Origin of the sequence: Arcicella rosea, from assembly GCF_014204325.1 — a bacterium.
GTDB lineage: Bacteria > Bacteroidota > Bacteroidia > Cytophagales > Spirosomataceae > Arcicella > Arcicella rosea_A.
Genome location: NZ_JACHKT010000010.1, coordinates 144,474 through 161,105, shown reverse-complemented (window position 1 = coordinate 161,105; position 16,632 = coordinate 144,474). Strand labels below are relative to the sequence as shown.

15 protein-coding genes are annotated in these 16,632 nt (G+C 33.6%); 8 read left to right on the top strand and 7 right to left on the bottom strand.

The genetic code is table 11. The features are described 5' to 3' along the window. Positions 1–191: 191 nt before the first annotated feature. Both scpA and HNP25_RS09110 read right to left on the bottom strand, forming a co-directional pair. Entirely contained in the window at positions 192–2,321 is a 2,130-nt protein-coding gene (gene scpA, locus HNP25_RS09115; protein WP_184133505.1) for a methylmalonyl-CoA mutase, read from the bottom strand. Positions 2,322–2,332: 11 nt separating this feature from the next. Continuing rightward, positions 2,333–3,715: a methylmalonyl-CoA mutase family protein gene (locus HNP25_RS09110; protein WP_184133503.1), complete on the bottom strand. Its 1,383-nt coding sequence runs from the start codon at positions 3,713–3,715 to the stop codon at positions 2,333–2,335. 317 nt (positions 3,716–4,032) lie between these two features. Here HNP25_RS09110 and dnaA point away from each other — a divergent pair, with 317 nt between their 5' ends. Further along, on the top strand, positions 4,033–5,478 hold the full coding sequence (dnaA, locus tag HNP25_RS09105) for a chromosomal replication initiator protein DnaA (RefSeq protein ID WP_184133501.1): 1,446 nt from the start codon (positions 4,033–4,035) through the stop codon (positions 5,476–5,478). Positions 5,479–5,600: 122 nt separating this feature from the next. Beyond that, entirely contained in the window at positions 5,601–5,894 is a 294-nt protein-coding gene (locus HNP25_RS09100; RefSeq protein WP_184133500.1) for a hypothetical protein, read from the top strand. Between the two features lie 36 nt (positions 5,895–5,930). Here the strand turns inward: HNP25_RS09100 and HNP25_RS09095 are convergent, their stop codons facing one another. Then, entirely contained in the window at positions 5,931–7,544 is a 1,614-nt protein-coding gene (locus tag HNP25_RS09095; protein ID WP_184133499.1) for a DUF3667 domain-containing protein, read from the bottom strand. A 131-nt stretch (positions 7,545–7,675) separates the two neighbouring features. After that, on the bottom strand, positions 7,676–8,752 hold the full coding sequence (gene recA, locus HNP25_RS09090; RefSeq protein ID WP_184133498.1) for a recombinase RecA: 1,077 nt from the start codon (positions 8,750–8,752) through the stop codon (positions 7,676–7,678). A 151-nt stretch (positions 8,753–8,903) separates the two neighbouring features. Here recA and HNP25_RS09085 point away from each other — a divergent pair, with 151 nt between their 5' ends. Together HNP25_RS09085 and HNP25_RS09080 are read left to right on the top strand one after the other, a co-directional pair. Further along, complete coding sequence (locus tag HNP25_RS09085) at positions 8,904–10,073, top strand: hypothetical protein (RefSeq protein WP_184133497.1); 1,170 nt, start codon at positions 8,904–8,906, stop codon at positions 10,071–10,073. Between the two features lie 45 nt (positions 10,074–10,118). Further along, positions 10,119–10,562: a DUF4920 domain-containing protein gene (locus HNP25_RS09080; RefSeq protein ID WP_184133496.1), complete on the top strand. Its 444-nt coding sequence runs from the start codon at positions 10,119–10,121 to the stop codon at positions 10,560–10,562. 62 nt (positions 10,563–10,624) lie between these two features. Here HNP25_RS09080 and HNP25_RS09075 read toward each other — a convergent pair whose 3' ends face one another. Both HNP25_RS09075 and apaG read right to left on the bottom strand, forming a co-directional pair. Continuing rightward, positions 10,625–11,398: an O-methyltransferase gene (locus tag HNP25_RS09075; RefSeq protein ID WP_184133495.1), complete on the bottom strand. Its 774-nt coding sequence runs from the start codon at positions 11,396–11,398 to the stop codon at positions 10,625–10,627. Positions 11,399–11,639: 241 nt separating this feature from the next. Next, a complete protein-coding gene (apaG, locus tag HNP25_RS09070; protein WP_184133494.1) occupies positions 11,640–12,026 on the bottom strand; it encodes a Co2+/Mg2+ efflux protein ApaG in 387 nt (128 codons plus the stop codon). Positions 12,027–12,124: 98 nt separating this feature from the next. On the opposite strand from apaG, the gene ung reads away from it, so the two are divergent. The 4 genes from ung (at position 12,125) to HNP25_RS09050 (ending at position 16,140) form a co-directional block, all read left to right on the top strand. Continuing rightward, on the top strand, positions 12,125–12,790 hold the full coding sequence (gene ung, locus HNP25_RS09065; RefSeq protein ID WP_184133493.1) for a uracil-DNA glycosylase: 666 nt from the start codon (positions 12,125–12,127) through the stop codon (positions 12,788–12,790). Between the two features lie 17 nt (positions 12,791–12,807). Beyond that, positions 12,808–13,461 (top strand): GDSL-type esterase/lipase family protein, encoded by a 654-nt coding sequence (locus tag HNP25_RS09060; RefSeq protein ID WP_184133491.1) that lies wholly within the window; start codon positions 12,808–12,810, stop codon positions 13,459–13,461. Between the two features lie 4 nt (positions 13,462–13,465). Next, a complete protein-coding gene (locus HNP25_RS09055) occupies positions 13,466–14,911 on the top strand; it encodes a TlpA disulfide reductase family protein (protein WP_184133489.1) in 1,446 nt (481 codons plus the stop codon). A gap of 215 nt (positions 14,912–15,126) precedes the next feature. Then, a complete protein-coding gene (locus HNP25_RS09050; protein ID WP_184133487.1) occupies positions 15,127–16,140 on the top strand; it encodes a nucleoside hydrolase in 1,014 nt (337 codons plus the stop codon). Positions 16,141–16,258: 118 nt separating this feature from the next. On the opposite strand, the gene HNP25_RS09045 is transcribed toward HNP25_RS09050, so the two are convergent. Further along, positions 16,259–16,621 (bottom strand): RagB/SusD family nutrient uptake outer membrane protein, encoded by a 363-nt coding sequence (locus HNP25_RS09045; RefSeq protein ID WP_229202825.1) that lies wholly within the window; start codon positions 16,619–16,621, stop codon positions 16,259–16,261. Positions 16,622–16,632: the final 11 nt, after the last annotated feature.

The window sequence follows — 16,632 nt, the reverse complement described above, 5'->3', positions numbered from 1 at the left end:
AGTAAATCACCTCAAATAAAATGAAAAATCCACCCAGAATATGAGTGGATTTTATTATGAATGAATATTGAAAAACAATTTTCAAGGAAAGCCAATATTGAGTGAGGAGTTTTGAGATGTTAAGTACTGAACAATTTGGAATTTAAAATACTATTTTTCAAACAAACTCCTCACTCAACATTCATCATTCATCACTCAATTAGTTCTTTTAAAATTTTCTGAGCAGCGATAGAAATTACAGTTCCTGGACCAAAAACACCTGAAACACCTGCATCGTACAAAAATTGATAATCTTGTGCAGGAATAACTCCGCCAGCAATTACCATAATATCTTCTCGACCGTATTTTTTTAGTTCTTCAATCAATTGAGGAATTAAAGTTTTATGTCCAGCCGCTAAACTTGAAGCTCCAACTACATGTACATCATTTTCAACGGCTTGTTTGGCTACTTCTTCAGGCGTTTGAAAGAGTGGTGTAATATCTACATCAAAACCTAAATCGGCAAAACTCGTTGCAATTACCTTTGCACCACGGTCATGACCGTCTTGTCCCATTTTAGCGACCATTATTCTAGGTCTTCTTCCTTCTAGATTAGCAAATTCATTTGCCATTTCTCGGGCAATTCTGAAATTTTCGTCGTCTGTCACTTCTGCTGAATAGACTCCTGAAATGGAGCGGATGATAGCTTTATGTCTGCTAAATACAATTTCCAAGGCATCTGAAATTTCACCTAAAGTAGCTCTTAATCGTGCAGCCTCAACAGCCAATTGAAGTAAATTACCTTCTCCAGTTTTAGCTGATTGAGTCAATTTTTCTAAAGCATTCTGAACTGCAATCGTATTTCTGCTTGCTTTTATATTATTTAATCTTTCAATTTGTGAAAGTCTCACCGCTTGGTTATCAACATCACGTACTTCTAAAGCTGTTTCTGTATCAATTTTAAAGCGATTTACGCCTACAATAATATCTTTCCCAGAATCGATTCTAGCTTGTTTTCTTGCTGCTGCTTCTTCGATTCTCATTTTAGGTAAACCTGTTTCAATCGCTTTTGCCATTCCGCCCAATTCTTCTACTTCTTCAATGAGTTTCCAAGCTTTTTTAACTAATTCTTGGGTCAAATATTCAACATAATATGAACCACCCCAAGGGTCAATTACTTTGGTGATATTGGTTTCATACTGAATATATAATTGCGTATTACGGGCAATTCTGGCAGAAAAATCTGTCGGTAAAGCGATGGCTTCATCCAAAGAATTAGTATGCAAACTTTGAGTATGCCCTAAAGTTGCCGCCATGGCTTCTATACAAGTACGAGTAACGTTATTGAATGGGTCTTGTTCAGTAAGCGACCAGCCAGAAGTTTGACAATGCGTTCTTAGCATCAAAGATTTATCGTTTTTAGGGTTAAACTTCTTGACAATTTTCGCCCATAATAATCTTCCAGCACGCATTTTAGCAATTTCCATGAAGTGATTCATACCAATTGCCCAGAAAAATGATAATCTTGGAGCAAAATTATCAATATCCAAACCCGCTTTAATCCCCGTTCTTAAATATTCTAATCCGTCGGCTAATGTGTAGGCTAATTCTAAATCTGCGGTTGCACCAGCTTCTTGCATGTGGTAGCCCGATATGGAAATAGAATTGAATTTAGGCATATTTTTAGCCGTGTAAGCAAAAATATCAGCAATGATTCGCATCGAAGGAATTGGCGGATAGATATAAGTATTCCGAACCATAAATTCCTTTAAAATATCATTCTGAATTGTTCCAGATAGTTTTTCAGGCGATACTCCTTGTTCTTCAGCCGCAACAATATAAAATGCCATAATGGGCAAAACAGCGCCATTCATCGTCATCGAAACCGACATTTCATCTAATGGAATCTGGTCGAAAAGTATTTTCATATCTTCAACAGAATCAATGGCTACTCCCGCTTTTCCGACATCGCCAGTTACTCTTGGATGGTCAGAATCATAACCTCTGTGCGTTGCCAAATCGAAAGCGACAGACAGTCCTTTTTGTCCAGCAGCTAAATTTTTTTGATAAAAAGCATTTGATTCTTCTGCTGTAGAAAACCCAGCATACTGGCGAATCGTCCAAGGTTGTTGCGTGTACATTGTGGCATAAGGCCCTCGGAGAAAAGGAGACAAGCCAGCTCCAAAACCAAGATGTTCTGCTTCTTTTATATCATCGAAAGTAAAGTATGATTTAACAGAAATTCCTTCAGGTGAACGCCAATTTTGTTTAGCTGAGGATGTTTTACTTTCCTCTTCTTTACTTGCTTTAGTTAGTTTTATCTTGGATATGTTTGGTCTCATGGTTTTGGCTTTTAAACTTCAAAGCTTTCAGATAAACGTAAGTTTGGTAATAATTCCAAATCAGAATGTTTTATTGGAGTACTTTCAAGTGTTTTAAGAAACGGTTTTTCATCTAATCTGAATTTATTCACCCCAACCATGATGTATTTATTTGCCTGTAAATCGTCCTGTTTTTGGCTATTTTCAGCACGGATTTCTTTTTGAATAAAACCTTGCTTGAAGGCTTCTATTATTCCTCCAATTGCTTCTACTTCTTCTAATATTTTTAAAGCTTCTTCCGCAATTTCTAGTGTCAGACTTTCTATAAAATAGCTACCTGCTGATGGATCAGTTACTTTATCGAAATAGCTTTCTTCTTTTAAAATGATAGAAATATTTCGGGCAATTCGCTGTCCAAAATCATCATTATTTTTATCGAAAGGTAGAATACTGATAGCATCACAGCCTCCAATAATGGCAGACATTGCTTCAGTAGTTGTTCTCAGTAAATTGCAATGTGGTGTAATCTCTGAATGATAATATGAGGATGTTTGACAATGAAATGAAGTAGTATTTGTCAAAGAAATATCAAAACCATAAGCCTCTAAAAGTATTTTTTCCCAGAGAAATTTTAAGGCTCTTAACTTTGCGATTTCAACAAAATAATTGGTGCCAATCGAAATAGAAAATTCAATATTTTTGAGAATGTCTTTTACTTCTATTCCTTCTTGACTCAATTTGTCAATCGTTTCAATGGCTTGTGCTAATACAAAAGCTAATTCTTGAGCCACATTTGCTCCTGAATTATGGAAGTGATGGCTAGAAAAATGGAGTACTTTGAATTGAGGTGAATTTTGTACTTTTCTAATAAGTTCGGCACTGTCTTGCCAATGGTTTTCGTCCCAATTTCCAGTGTTCATCCATCTTCCAAAAGCATCGTTAATGATTCCTCCTTTCCATTGATAAGGTGCAAAATTTTGTAACTCATTTACTAAATCTAAAGCTTGATTTTCTACTTTAAAAAAAAAGGGTGTATCAGATAGTTTGAAATTGTGCAACAATTTCTTAATTTCAACATTATAAAATAACACGTCGCTTAAGTCAATCAGAAAAGAATCAACACCCTGTCTTAATAGTTTGTAAATCAATGAATTAGTCTCTTTTTCTGATGAATATCTAACAATTTCTCGATAGTTCCAATTAGAGTTAACTCTTTGGTTTTGAGCTTGTTGTATGTTTTTCGTAGATTGTAAATCAATCTCTTCAGAAGCATAGTATGGTTCAATCTGGATATTCTTGTCAATATTCCAGACCATCATTTCGTCAAAGTTTTTACCTTTTAATTCTTTGACGGCCTGTTGTTTCCATTGCTCTTTTGTATGAGCATGAAATTCATTAAAAAGTTGATTCGCCATAATAGTATTTTCTGAAATATTTAACTTTTCAAAGTTAGTCAAATTTATGAATTTAGATTTTTCAAAACAAAAAAACAAGGAAAGTTACCAAATAGGCTTATCTTGTTGGATTATCCCAAGAAAAAAGCTGATATATTATTTTTTAAATTATTTTAATTGAGAATGAAACGAAATTGGTTTTTCTCTCCAATAAAATTCACTATTTTTGCCATCCTTTTGGGGAAATGAAATATAGATTTTCAGCTAAATAGCTAATCGTTTGAAAATCAAATATTTAGTAAAAGTGCTTTTCTTGAGCCGCCAATATAGATTATAACATGCATTCAACATCTCAACTTCAAGCAAGGCAAGTTTGGTCAAAGTGCCTTGAGATTATACATAACGATATCAACGAACAAAGTTTTAAAACTTGGTTTGAACCTATCATACCCCTGAATGTAAGTAATCAAACTCTTTCTATACAGGTGCCAAGCCAATTCTTTTATGAATGGCTTGAGGAAAACTATATCCATGTGCTTCGTAAAGCAATTGATTTTACTTTAGGAAAAAATGGAATGCTAGAGTACTCAATTATAGTTGATAAAGGAGACAAGAAAAACCCACCGATAACTTATAATATTCCAAATCAAAAATCATCCGTTCCAGTAGCAGCTCAACAACGCAAACCAGAACCAACTTTATACGAAAGTCCATTTCAATTAAAAGATTTGGATTCTTTGGATTTGGATTCTTATTTAAACGCACATTATACCTTCGATAATTTTGTAGAAGGAGATTGTAATCGTTTAGGACGTTCAGCGGGTTTAGCGGTAGCACAAAGACCAGGTGTTACTTCATTCAACCCTTTGATGATTTACGGAAGTGTAGGTTTGGGTAAAACGCACTTGATTCAAGCTATTGGAAACTATATCAAAAATACGCAAGCCAATAAGTTTGTTTTATACGTTACTTCTGAAAAATTCTGTAATCAATTTATCAACGCTATCAAAAATAATACGCTACAGGCATTTACCAATTTTTATATGCAAGTAGATTGTTTAATTATTGATGATGTACAGTTTTTAGCAGGAAAAGAAAAAACGCAAGAATCATTCTTCCATATTTTTAACCATTTACATCAGTCGGGTAAGCAAATTATTATGTCGTCTGATAGAGCACCAAGAGAATTGGCAGGTATGCAAGATCGTTTACTTTCACGTTTTAAATGGGGATTAACTGCTGACGTTCAGCAACCAGATTTTGAAACAAGAATTGCTATCTTACAGAAGAAACTTCAAGCTGATGGTATTTATATTGAAGATAAAGTAATTGAATATTTAGCCCACAGTATTGATACCAACGTGCGTGAAATGGAAGGTGTTATTGTTTCATTAATGGCACACGCTTCGCTGAACCGAAAGGAAATTGATATGGATTTGGCTAGAACTACTTTGAAAAATATCGTTGTCGATAATGAAAAAGAAGTAACGGTTGATTCTATTTTAGATGCAGTAACAAGCCATTTTGACGTAAATATGTCGGATTTGAAAAGTAAAAGTCGTAAAAAAGAAACGGTTTTCCCACGTCAAATTGCGATGTACTTAATGAAAGAATTTACCAATTTGCCTTTAAAATCAATTGGTTATCATTTCGGTGGGAGAGACCACAGTACGGTAATTCATGCGGTACAAACAATCAGTATCATGCTTGAGACTGACAAAGAAGTAGAGAAAACGATGCAGAAGTTATATAAATATTTTAACAGAGTGAGAGTTAAAAACTAAAAATATAACAAAAAAGCCCGAAGATTTTTTCAATTTCTTCGGGCTTTTTTGTTGGATTACCTTGTAAAATAGTCTTCAAATCGTATTTTTGTTTTACTATTCAGCTCTTCAACTTCAGTTTTATGAAAAGAAATATACTCTTGGCTTTATTGTTTATAATTTCGTTTTGTACAAGTACTTTGGCAGATGATATTAATCCTATTGAACTGATGCCTCTGAAACAAAAAAATTTGATGTTAGATAATCCAAAAGGAAAACTGAAAATCAAATTTGTGATGAATGATTTCAAATCTTCTGGCGATACTACTAAACCCAAAAGTCTTTTTGCAAAAATTAAGAATGTTGTAAATTCTTTGCTAGATGCTTCTGATAATCCACCGTTTAAATTACAAGTGGTTCGAGAGAAGAAAAACTAAAAGGGTTGAGATTCAAAATCTCAACCCTTTTAGTTTTTATGATAAGGCAAATTTAATTGCTCCAGTAATACTCAGAATTGTAAAGAATGAAATGATATAAAGAACGAATAAAATGAAAGATTTAAAAATTGTTTTGATGATTCTTTGTCGATAAACCACTTTCAGTGCTACAATAAAGTAAATAAAGAAGCCGAGCATTGTGGCTGATAAAGCTTCTTTCCAATATCCGAAAAATACGCCCCCACCTACAAAAATAACAATCATTAAAAATAGCACGCTGTGAATGTGAATCGAAAAAATGAGATGTTCATAATAATAGCGAGTGTGTCCTTCTAAAATATTGGGAATCTTTTGATACCTTCTTATTTTTCTGAAACTAATTAAATACAGTACAAAATCCAATAAGTAACGCAAAAGTCTAAATGGATAAGTGAAAAAACTATGCGAACGTTTGCTGTAAAGAAACTTTAATAGAATTGCTACAATTGGCATTAAAATAAACATCATTAATGAGAATACTCCAATCCCAAAATGAGTAATCTCTTGAATTGCTGCTTCAGCATCTTCTTCAAAAGCTAATTCATAATGTGTTACATTTCTCAAAAAACCTCTTTCTAGTGCAATCAAACCAAAAAAGTTGTTGTTTTCTCTTCCTGCTTTTTTTCTATGAGTAATCAGACTATCTAATTCAGTGTCTGACATTTTTAAGATTCTTTGTTTATACGCTTTATTTTCCACGCCACCATCACTTCCTTTTATGGTAATAATAGTATCCTGAAAATATTGGACTTTCAGCAAAGCATTATTTTTCAAAGAATGAAGCCTCAATACGTACTTTAATTGACTTTTAGTACCAATCGTTTCTGTGAAATATTGACTCATTTCGTTAGTAACATCACTCAATTCTACTGTATTTACAGTATCCAGAACAATTTGCTTTTGAATGGCAATCAATCTTTGGCGTTGTTTATTTTCTGGTAACTTTTCTATTAACTTTCTTAAAGTATCGTCATTTTGAATGTTCATTTCATCCAAAATTTCATCAGCATCAATATCCACAAAGTCTATCCAACCATTTGTTTTCTTTTGTATATCTTTAGTTTGTTCATCCAGATCCTCCAAATCTTTTATATCACTTCTTACATCTTTTAATTCTTGTTCAGCATTATATAAACCATTGGTATCGGCTGATGATTTTATATCTTTTAAGGCTTTTTTAGCTTTCTTCAATCTTTTTTGACTTTCTTTTTCACCCTTACTTTTTGATTCAGAAACGCCATCAATTACACCATCAAAAAAGCCATTTTGCCCTTTTTCAATAGCAGTATCAATCATAAAACCTAAGAGTAAGAAAAAAAGAAATGAAGCCAAAAAGTAAAGGCGGATAGGAGGAATGTATCTTCCTCTTCTTCCTTCAAGAAAATCTTTTGTAATTTTTCCCGGATGAAGAAAGATAGCATGTAAGGTATTAAATAGTTTTGTATCAAGATGAGTGAAGCCTTCAACTACTTCAAAAATTAAATGACCAACTGGTACTTTCAAATCATGATTTTCTTGCCCACAATTGGGACAAAAATTGTCTTCAGGTTTTAAAATTGTATGGCAGTTATGGCAAATTTCTACTTTTCTACGTTTTTTGTGTTCAGACATTCTAATGGTTAGTGTTAAATAATGAAGTGCGATTTAGAATTTCTAATGAAAGTAATAAAAAAAAGGAGAAAATCAGCTGATTTTCTCCTTTTTAATGCAAAACAATGATTGTTTTAGCTGAAAAATGAAATTTATTCTAATTCGCCATCATCAGCGATATTAGGTTCTTGGGTATCGAGTAATGCTTTTTCGTCGCCTTTGATTTTTTCCTTGATTTTGTTTTCAAGTTCTTCCAATAAATCTGGATTATCTTTTAGCATTTCTTTCACGCCGTCACGACCTTGTCCTAAACGGTTTGTGCCATAGCTAAACCATGAACCTGATTTTTTCACCACTTCCATGTCAACCGCTAAATCAAGTACTTCACCAGCTTTAGAAATTCCTTCGCCATACATGATGTCGAATTCAACTACTTTGAACGGAGGAGCAACTTTGTTTTTAACAACTTTTACACGAGTACGGTTACCGATTACGTTGTCACCGTCTTTGATTTGACCAATTCTACGAATATCCAAACGAACAGAAGCATAGAATTTCAAAGCGTTACCACCTGTAGTTGTTTCTGGGCTACCAAACATTACGCCGATTTTATCACGCAATTGGTTGATAAAAATACAGCAACAGCCAGTTCTGTTAATAACCCCAGTTAATTTACGAAGTGCTTGTGACATTAAACGAGCTTGCAGACCCATTTTAGAATCGCCCATGTCGCCTTCTAGTTCAGCTTTTGGAACAAGTGCAGCCACAGAGTCAATCACACAAATATCAATCGCACCTGATGAAATTAATTGTTCAGCAATTTCCAAAGCTTGTTCACCACTATCAGGTTGTGAAATCAATAAATTCGCCGTATCAATGCCTAATTTTTCAGCATAACCTTTATCAAAAGCATGTTCCGCATCAATAAAAGCAGCTAAACCACCTGCTTTTTGTGCTTCGGCGATGCAGTGCATCGTTAAAGTAGTTTTACCAGAAGATTCTGGGCCGTAGATTTCGATGACTCTTCCACGGGGTACACCACCAACACCAAGTGCTAAGTCTAGCCCTAATGATCCTGTCGAAATCACGGGAACGTCAAGTACTTTAGTATCCGACAAACGCATTACTGTACCTTTTCCGTATGCTTTGTCTAATTTTTCGAGTGTTGTTTGTAATGCTTTTAATTTTTCGTTGACAGGATTTGTTGCCTCCGCTTGTTGTTTTGCCATGTTGGATTTTTAGGTTAAATTTTGGTTTTAATTCGGGGAATCAAGCTGAGTTATTGAAATTTTGTTGAAAAACAATTAGCAATAGGGAATCAAAGACTATTTTTTTCTGTCATTGATTAGTAGAACTCAATACCCGAATTCAAAATTTTTAATGGTGAAATTACCAAATTTTCAGCAATTTAAAGTACTTTGCTCACAAATGTTCAGACGATTTTTTCAAATATTACTTGCCCTCTTTTTGTTTACAGCTCAGTATTGCTTTGCTCAGTTAAACAATACTCATCTGGAAACTTTCCAGCACATTGATTCCACCAAAAATCAACAGCTTTATTTTCAATTCAATAGCTTTAGTTTTCTGAAGAACAATGAATACTTCGGGAAAATTGCTGATGGATTTACGCTTTTTGGGAATCAATTTTCTCCAAAATTTATTTATCAGCCAGCACCCAATGTAAGTATTGAAGCAGGGATTTATGCTTGGAAAGATTTCGGAAATGATAAGTTCACGAGTGTAAAACCAATTTTTACCATCAAAGTTCAAAAAGATTCTTCGCAGTTTTTATTTGGAAATTTAGATGGACAACTGAATCACCATTTGGTTGAACCAATGTTAAATTTTGAAAGAGTAATCTTGAACCGCCAAGAATTTGGTATTCAATATACAAAACGGACTTCAAAAACGTTTTTTGATAGCTGGATAGACTGGCAACAAATGATTTATAAAGGTTCTGATTTTCAAGAAAAAATCTTTGCAGGATTTTCTTGGAATAAGCGTTTGATTCAACATAAAAACTTTAGGCTTTCATTGCCCGTTCAGTTGACTTTACAGCATCATGGCGGACAAATAACGAGTTCAAAAGATACTAATCAAGTAGTTACTTATACCAATGTGGCTCTTGGAGTAGAAGCTGAATTGAAAACTGAAGGCTTTTTTCAACGTTTCAAAACCCAGAATTATTGGTTAGGTTATCGCCAAAATTCGGGTTATAATCCATACTTCTCAGAAGGGTCAGGAATTTATTTGAATTTATTGGCTGAAACGAAAGTGATAAATTTGATGCTGAGTTATTGGCAGTCGAGCGGCTTTTTTGCCGAAGCGGGTGGAGATTTGTACCAATCAATTGGAAGGGTTTACCGAAATCCGAATCAATTAGAAAAAGAACGTAAACTATTGTTTTTCAGATTTATGAAAGACTGGAAACTGATTGATAATTTATGGCTTACTTTTAGGTTTGAACCTTATTTCGATTTGAATAATCACTCGTTTGAACATTCCGAAGGTTTATTTTTAACTTACCGTCAAGGATTTAAAGTTAAGTAATTGAAATTTAATAAATTTGTACAATTCATTAAATAAATAGAAAACATGAAAAAGTTAATACTTGTATTTTCATTAATGTTTGCTGCATTTTCAATCAATGCACAAAGCAAATTTGGACAAGAAATTACCGAAGAAGGAGCAATTCCTACTACAGAATTATTGAAAAAAGCAGATGGAAAAGAAGAAATCACGGCTAAAGTTTCGGGCGTTGTAGAATCTGTTTGCCAAGTAAAAGGTTGTTGGATGAAAGTAAAATTAGACGACGGACAAACCATGCGTGTTACTTTCAAAGACTATGGTTTTTTTGTGCCAAAAGACATCGCAGGTAAAACGGTAGTTATCGACGGAACGGCGAAAGTAAAAACCACATCAGTAGCAGATTTAAAACATTATGCAGAAGATGCAGGCAAGAGTAAAGATGAAATTGCTAAAATCAAAAAGCCAGAAAAAGCTTTAGGTTTTGTAGCAAATGGAGTAATTGTAAAATAAATTGCATGAAAAAAGGCTAAGAAATTTAAAATTCTTAGCCTTTTTTCTTTCGATGATTTTGATTAAAATCTCAAGATAAAATGTTGTTTAGGTTGATTTTTTCTGAAAAAAACTAAGCCAATAAAGAATAAATCTATTGTAATCATCACGCTTGGATGCGATTTAATATATTGCCATGCTTCTTGCATTTCTTCTGACCAATGAATATCGTCAAAAATAAATAAAGATGATTCGTTGGCTTTTGCTAAACACATTTCAAAATACTTCACTGTAGGCTCGTAGCGATGATTGGCATCAAAAAAAGCAAAATCAATTGTTTCTGCTTTAGCAATTTGTGTCGCCAACGTTTCATCTAAATTTCCTACAACAATTTCAATATTATTGGCAGACAACTCGTCAAAATTTTCTTGAGCAATTTTTGCTGTTGTCGGGCAACCTTCAAAAGTAATGACTTTGGCATTTTGCAAAGCCTTCGCTTCGTACAAAGTTGTAATTCCTAAAGAAGTGCCCAAATCAAAAATTACTTTGGGTTCAAAATGTTGAATAAGTCTGAAAAGTAATTTGCCAAATTTAGAAGGTTTTTCGGCACTTTTAGCAATTTGTTTGATTTGCCTTGAATTGGATGAATGAATCTTTGAACCTGCTCCGAAATCTGTAATTTCTATTACTTTATCATTTTTCTTCAGTCTTTTTCGCAAAGCTTCAATGTTCTTGAAATGTGGTGACTGAAAGCTTTTTGCAAGAATTATTTTGGTATAAAGTTGAAAAACAAAAGGCGAATGAATAGCGTGTTCGTTCTTGGAAGCAAGTAAATATTGAAAATATCTTTTAATCAAAATGTGATTTTTATTTTGTGAATGAGCAACAATAACAAAGGAAGAGAAACCAATAAGGAATATTGAACTAAATATTCCTTGTGCGTAAGCAATTTTTCGAAATTCCGCTGTTTGAGCGAAGCGAGTTTCGGAATTTCTTGATTTTCTTTTGTTACTTTTCTTGTATCAAGACAAGAAAAGTAAGGTCTTTGGAAACATAGTATTATATTTTTTGATGTAAATCAAACTTCTAAATATTCATTTAATTCATCCTAAAAGGAGCAACCATCGTAAAATCTGGAATAACAACATTGAAAAACTTACCATCAAAAATACGTTCCATCTGATAAGTACCCGCCATTTTACCGAGCGAAGTATTCAAATTACAACCGCTAGTATATTCATAAGTTTGTCCGGGTTCTAAAGTTGGCTGCTGCCCAACCACACCTTCGCCTTCTACTTCACGCACTAAACCATTAGCATCATGGATATACCAATGACGACGCAAGAGTTTCACCGTATAATCGCTTCCATTATGAATTTTGATATGATATGAAAAAACAAAATTTCCTTGAAATGGATTAGAATATTCAGGTTGAAAGTGGGTCAAAACGCTTACCTTTACACCATTTGTGATAGCTGAGACCATTTTTTTAATTAGTTTTTTACAATATATTTTAGCGAAAATTACATTACATTGTCTGAAAAATCAACGTAATTGATAAATTTATTAAAACCCATTGAAGAATGAACGTAAAAATTGAAGATTCTTGGAGAGAAAGATTGAGTCCTGAATTTGAAAAACCTTATTTTAAAACCTTAGTTGACTTTGTTAAAAACGAATATACTGCTGGAACGGTATATCCACCCGGAAAACTAATTTTTAATGCTTTCGATAAATGCCCTTTTAACGAAACGAAAGTGGTAATTCTGGGGCAAGATCCTTATCATGGAGCAGGACAAGCGATGGGACTTTCCTTTTCTGTAAACGATGGAATTTCTGCACCACCTTCGTTAATCAATATTTTTAAAGAAATTAAAGATGATTTAGGAATTCCGATTCCAAAATCTGGCAATTTGGAACGCTGGGCAAACCAAGGCGTATTATTATTAAATGCTACTTTAACAGTTAGGGCTTCTGAGGCGGGTTCACATCAGAAAAAAGGTTGGGAAACCTTTACCGATGCTGTAATTAAATGTATTTCGGAAGAGAAAGAAGGAGTAGTTTTTATGCTTTGGGGAAAGTATGCTCAGGACAAAGGAGCGGTAATTAATGCCTCAAAACACTTAGTTTTGAAGTCTAAACATCCTTCGCCAATGGCGGCAAATGCTGGAGGTTGGTTTGGAAATCATCATTTTTCAAAAGCTAATGAATATTTAGCAAGTAATGGACTTGCAGGTATTCAATGGTAAAAAAATAAAAATCTTCTATGAAAAATTTACTTTTTCTAATAGTTCTTTTTGCTAATCAGTTTTGTTCTGGTCAAAATCACTTTGAAAATGAAATCAAAGCTTTTGAAAAAAGCGATTCACTTTCGATGCCAGCACCAAAACAAATTTTATTGGTTGGAAGCTCTTCATTCCGATTGTGGACTACTTATAAAGAAGATTTAGCAGGATATTCCGTTATCAATCGTGGTTTTGGTGGCTCTTCGATGAGCGATGCGAATGAGTATTTCGAAAGAATTGTTTCGAAATATCAACCAAAATATATATTAGTCTATGAAGGCGATAATGATTTAGCTTCTGGAAAGAGTCCAGAAACTGTATTGGAAGACTTCAAAATATTTGTCGAGAAAGTAAAAAAACAAATACCCAAAGCAACGGTTGCTTATATTGCTATTCGACCAAGTATTGCTAGACAAAACATAGTTGAGCAGCAAAGAAAGACGAATCAACTAATTGAGAACTATTGTAAATCTGCTAAGAAACTTCATTTCATTGATGTTCAAAAGCATTTTTATTTACCCGATGGAAAATTAATGCAAGATATTTTTGTTGCGGATAAGCTACATTTAAATGAAAAGGGGTATCAGATTTGGACAAATGCTATCAGAAAATATTTGGCAAAACACGTGAAGTAATCCTATGAAAAAAATCTTTTCAGTACTTCTTATTTTATCATACACTTTCACTTTTGCTCAAGAAGTAAGTATTTCTGGCAAAGTAGAAAATCTTTCAAAAGGTGATACACTTGCTTTGATGTATGACCCTTTGTTACTAGGAGTAAATCCATCAATTCAAAAACTGGTTATCAATTCTGACAATCAATTTAAATTTAAACTCAATATTCCAAATCAAGCTATCGTTGAGCTTAAATTGAAGGAGCAAAGCGTTTTACTTTTTGTAGAAAAGGGAAATCAAATTACTTTAGAAATTGATGGAAAAGATTTTAGTAATAGCCTGAAAGTAAATGGTAATAATGCTTTAGAAAACGATTTTCTCATAAAATTTTATCAGCAATTCAAGTCAGATTTTACGACTTCGTTGATGCTGAAAAAAGTAAATAGCATGTCAATTGATGTACTGGAAATGGATTTATTTGAAGCAAAAAAGGTGCAATCTGACTTTTACAAAAATTATCCTGAGCAAAGTAAGTTTTCGGAAGTATTCAAGAAGTACATCGAAAATCAAATCCGTTGGAATTACTGGTCATACATTTTAGCGTATCCGATTATCAGAGGAAACGCTAATCAAGCCCAAACACAAGTAATATCGTTACCAAATTCTGTTTTAGAGACTTTAGACGAAAAAAAGATTCAGGATGAATCGGCTTTACTTTCTTTATCTTACCGCAATTTTCTGATTCATTACATTACTTATTTCAACTCAAAAGCACATGGATTTGTAAAATATGCGGATGTCAATAAGGCAATGGAAGATAAACATCTTTTTGCCAGAGAGCATTTGCCAACCAAACCGTATCAATATTATTTGGCTTATTTATTGGATACTCAGTGTCAGTTTTGTTTGCCTTCTGTGGTAAGAAATACTTTTTCAGCTTTAAGTGCCACGCCCAATTCAGAAGCATATACCAATTTGGTTAAAGCAAAATGTGGCGAGATAATGAGTAAAAACGATGAAGCCATTAAAGCGAAAGAAGAAGAAGGGAAATGGTTTAAAGCGATTACTCCAGATGGTAAAGAATTATCTTTAGCAAGCCTGAAAGGCAAAGTTATTTATCTTGATTTTTGGGCTTCTTGGTGTGGACCTTGTCGAAAAGAGTTTCCATTTTCTAAGCTTTTACAAGAAAAATTAAGCGAGAAACAAAGAAAGGAAGTAGTGTTTTTATACATTTCTATTGATGAAGTGGAGGAGAATTGGCGAAAAGGAATGAAAGATTTACAAATAGAAAACCAGAAAAATGTTTATTCAAAGGGTGGTTGGGAATCTGGTGCAGCTAAATTCTTTAAGCTGGAGTCAATTCCAAGATATATGCTGATGGACAAAAAAGGAAACATCGTTGATAGCGATGCCAAACGCCCAAGCGACCCTAAAATTTTGTCGGATATTTTGAAGTTACTTGGCGAGTAATTTTAATAAAGTTGTTTAATCTGTTCTGTAAAGGTATTTGAACACTAGATGAGGTATTAGTAGGGAATGAAATATAATCCTGTCAGATGATTTTAAATCTTAACGTTGATAACTGACAGTAGATATAAAAAAGAAAACCTTTTCATGGATTTAATTTAGTTGGAAAAGCAATGTAAATTTGATTTTCCATAAATTCTGTTAAACCATGAAAAACAATGCTTAAAAAACACAATCTTTTACTATTAATACTTCTGTTAATAGAACCCGCTTTGCTATTCGCACAACATAATAACAATGCAGTAATTCCCCGAATGCGTGTGATTGTCGATAATGATTTCAGTGGTGACCCTGACGGACTCTTTCAGCTTGCACATCTTTTACTTTCTCCTTCTGTAGAAATAAGAGGAATTATTGGCTCGCATTTAAGTGTGGGAGATGGCTTCGATCCTTCTAAAACACAAGCAGACAATGCGGCAAATAAAGCAAAAGAATTATTAGAAGTAATGGCTGTTAAAAACAATATTCCTGTTTTTGCAGGTTCAAATTCTGCTATGCTGAATGATAGTACGCCTGTAAAAGATGAAGCAGTGAATTTTATTATTCAAGAAGCTTTACGGACTGATACTAAATTGCCTTTGTATGTACTTTGTGGAGCAGGTTTAACCGAAATAGCTTCGGCAGTTTTAACGAACCCACAAATTGCGAACAAATTAACGTTAGTTTGGATTGGTGGACCAGAATATAACGATTTAGCATTACCTCCTCCCAATTACTCTTCTCCTGAATACAATCTTAAAATTGATATTTCGGCAGCAGTAGTTGTTTTCAATAAATCCAATATTCCCATCTGGCAAGTACCAAGAAATGCTTATCGTCAATGTCTAGTTTCATATAATCAGTTGCTGACCAAAGTGAAGTCAAAAGGAAAAGTCGGAAATTATTTGACTACAATTTTAGAGAATTTGATGAAGAGAATCCAACCATATTATAATATTGGCGAAGCTTATGTATTGGGTGATAGTCCTTTGGTATTATTAACAGCTCTTCAATCATCCTTTGAAGCTGACCCATCATCCAGTAATTATGTTATTAAATTAGCTCCAAAAATCAATAAGCAAGGAGCTTACGAGTATAATCATAAAGGCAGAAACATTAGGGTTTACAATCATTTAGATACTTACTTAATGTTTGAAGACTTTTTTGCCAAATTAGAATTAGCGAATAAATAGTTTTTTTTGAAATTAAATAGGCTCCAAAACAAAAAAGGTCAGCTGACAAAATTCAGCTGACCTTTTTCATTAAGTAAGTATTATTAATTTGGATTTTGAACACAATCCTTGTTAACATTTATTTCTGTTTGTGGAATTTGCCAAATATAAGCAGCTGAAGTGTTGGGATTGCTGCGATATTAGCTTTAGCAGGAAGTGGTAAATTATTACGTTGCAAATCAATAGAACGGAAACCTTCACCTAAGAATTCAATTCTTCTTTCTGTTAAAATTGCATTAACTAGTGCTGTGCTATTAGCAAAGTCAGCAGCAGTATAAGCAGTAGTTGAACGACCTCTAACAGCATTCAATAAAGCTAATGCCGAAGCGTCAACACTTGCACCAGCTAATCTAGCTTTTGCTTCAGCAAGGTTAAGCAATACTTCTGCATAACGCAACACAGGCACAAAATCTTTGTGAACTGGACCAGTTGGGAATTGCATACTTAAATTGA